Raw genomic sequence first — 2,854 nt, forward strand, 5'->3', positions numbered from 1 at the left:
CCGACCAGGATGTTGGATTGGACCGAGTACATATCCATTTCTGCGGTAACGGCTGCTTAGGGTTCCGCCCTGACGGCGGCCCACGGATTCAAGCCTGCGTTCGGCCAGCGTGGTTTAACGGGGCGCCTAAGATCAAGATCAAAAGCGCGGCGGCCTTAGAGCCGACCGGTATCTTGTGTCGATCCCGGTGCAAATGTGGGAGGGGGCTTGCCCCCGATGGCGGCCTCAGGGCCGACCAGGATGTTGGATTGGACCGAGTACATATCCATTTCTGCGGTAACGGCTGCTTAGGGTTCCGCCCTGACGGCGGCCCACGGATTCAAGCTTGCGTTCGGCCAGCGTGGTTTAACGGGGCGCCTGAGATCAAACGCAAAAGCGCGGCGGCCTTCGAGCCGACCGGTATCTTGTGTCGATCCCACATTTGGACAGGGATCTGCATCCCGATGCAACGAATCGCTCCCGCCGTCGCTCCTATGCTTACGAATCACCTTTAACCACCACAGGTATCAGGCTTATGACGGCGGCGGACAACGATCATGTGAATTGGCTGGTGCAACAGTCCATGCTGAACGCGGCGCGCCAGCGCGCCAAGCTCTATTCGGGGCAGGGACGCATGTGGCAGCAACCCTTCGCACACACCCGCCCGCGTGACGCTTCAGCCTTGTCATCGGTATGGTTCACGGCGTATCCGGCGTCGATCGTGACCCGCGAAGACGGTACGGTGCTGGAGGCGCTGGGCGATGAAAGCCTGTGGCATGCGTTGTCGAAAATCGGCATCCAGGGCATTCACAACGGGCCGCTGAAGAAGTCCGGCGGTTTGTCCGGCACCCGACACACTCCGACCATCGACGGCAACTTCGACCGCATCAGCTTCGACATCGACCCGCAACTGGGCACCGAGGCGCAGTTGCAGGCGCTGACGCGCATGGCCGCCGCGCACAACGCGGTGATCATCGACGACGTGATCCCATCCCACACCGGCAAGGGCGCGGATTTTCGGCTGGCGGAAATGGCTTATGAAGACTATCCGGGCCTGTATCACATGGTCGAAATCCGTGAAGAAGACTGGCCGCTGCTGCCGGACGTCGCCGAGGGCCGCGACGCGCAGAACCTCAGTCCGCCGCAGGTGGATGCACTGCGCGACAAGCACTACATCGTCGGCCAATTGCAAAGGGTGATTTTCTTCGAGCCCGGCGTCAAGGAAACCGACTGGAGCGCCACGCCCGTGGTGATGGGGGTCGACGGCAAGCCGCGACGCTGGGTGTACCTGCATTACTTCAAGGAAGGGCAGCCGTCGCTGAACTGGCTCGATCCGTCATTCGCCGCCCAGCAGATGATCATCGGCGACGCGCTGCACGCCATTGATGTCATGGGCGCGAAAATCCTGCGCCTGGACGCCAATGGCTTCCTCGGCGTGGAACGCAAGCTCGACGGTAGCGCGTGGTCGGAAAGCCATCCGCTGTCGATCACCGGCAACCAGTTGCTCGGCGGCGCGATTCGCAAGGCCGGTGGTTTCAGTTTCCAGGAACTCAACCTCACCGTCGACGATATCGCCTCCATGTCCCACGGCGGCGCCGACCTGTCCTATGACTTCATCACCCGGCCGGCCTACCAGCATGCGTTGCTGATGGGCGACGCCGAGTTCCTGCGCCTGATGCTGCGCCAGATGCACAGTCTCGGCATTGACCCCGGTTCGCTGATCCACGCGCTGCAAAACCACGACGAACTGACCCTGGAACTGGTGCACTTCTGGACCCTGCATGCCCATGACACCTTTCTGTTCCAGGGCCAGACCTTTCCCGGCAACATCCTGCGCGAGCATATCCGCGAGCAGATGTATGAACGCCTGACCGGCGAGCACGCGCCGTATAACCTCAAGTTCGTCACCAATGGCGTGTCCTGCACCACCGCCAGCATCATCACCGCAGCCCTCGGCATTCGGGACCTGGACGCGATCACCGCGGCCGACGTGCAGCAGATTCGCCAGATTCATTTGCTGCTGGTGATGTACAACGCCATGCAGCCGGGGGTGTTTGCGCTGTCCGGTTGGGACCTGGTGGGTGCGCTGCCATTGGCCGCCGAAGAGGTCGGGCATTTGATGGCCGATGGCGACACGCGCTGGATTCATCGCGGCGCCTACGACCTGGTCGACCTCAACCCCGATGCCGAGCTGTCGGCCGGGCAGATGCCGCGTTCCAGAAGCCTGTACGGCAGTTTGAACAGCCAGTTGCAGGACCCGGATTCCTTTGCCTCACAGTTGCAGAAGATCCTCGGCGTGCGCCGTGCCTACGACATTGCCGCCAGCCGCCAGATCCTGATTCCGGATGTTGAGCACCCGGGGCTGCTGGTCATGGTGCATGAGTTGCCGGCAGGCAAGGGCACGCAGATCACTGCGCTGAACTTCGGCGCCACGCCGATCACCGAATCCCTGCACCTGCCTAACATTGCACCAGGGCCGGTGGTGGACATCATCAATGAGCGCGTGGAAGGGGATCTGACGGAGGAGGGCACGTTCACGATTACGCTGGATGCTTATGAAGGGCTGGCCTTGCGGGTGGTGAGCAGTACGCCGATGTAACGGGAGTTGGGGCAGCCTCTTACACGCCGGGTTGAACGCGTTTAACGTCGTTCAACCCGGCGAGTGTGCTGTCGGGACAGTGTCGGAGGATCAGCGGTGCCTGTTCTTGTGCTTATGCTTGTTGCCTTTGTGTTTCCCGCCGTCGCCTCCCAGATTGTTGCCCACCGCGCCGCCGGCGGCGCCACCCAAGCCGGCGCCGATAGCCGAACCGGTGCTGCCGCCCAGGTGATTACCGATCACTGAACCACCCGCAGCGCCAACGCCGCCGCCCAGTGC

1 protein-coding gene and 1 pseudogene are annotated in these 2,854 nt (G+C 62.3%); one reads left to right on the forward strand and one right to left on the reverse strand.

The window, feature by feature from the left end; genetic code table 11:
• Positions 1–514: 514 nt before the first annotated feature.
• A complete protein-coding gene (gene treS, locus BFP96_RS09415) occupies positions 515–2,578 on the forward strand; it encodes a maltose alpha-D-glucosyltransferase (RefSeq protein WP_065891964.1) in 2,064 nt (687 codons plus the stop codon).
• A gap of 90 nt (positions 2,579–2,668) precedes the next feature.
• On the opposite strand, the pseudogene BFP96_RS09420 reads toward treS, so the two are convergent.
• A pseudogene (locus tag BFP96_RS09420) lies at positions 2,669–2,854 on the reverse strand (hypothetical protein); the annotation flags it as partial.

The organism is Pseudomonas sp. 34 E 7 (genome assembly GCF_900005715.1).
GTDB classification, from domain to species: domain Bacteria; phylum Pseudomonadota; class Gammaproteobacteria; order Pseudomonadales; family Pseudomonadaceae; genus Aquipseudomonas; species Aquipseudomonas orientalis_A.

Bases quoted from the DNA above. Each gene is read 5' to 3' on its own strand.
- treS (WP_065891964.1), top strand. From the start codon at position 515: ATGACGGCGGCGGACAACGATCATGTGAATTGGCTGGTGCAACAGTCC.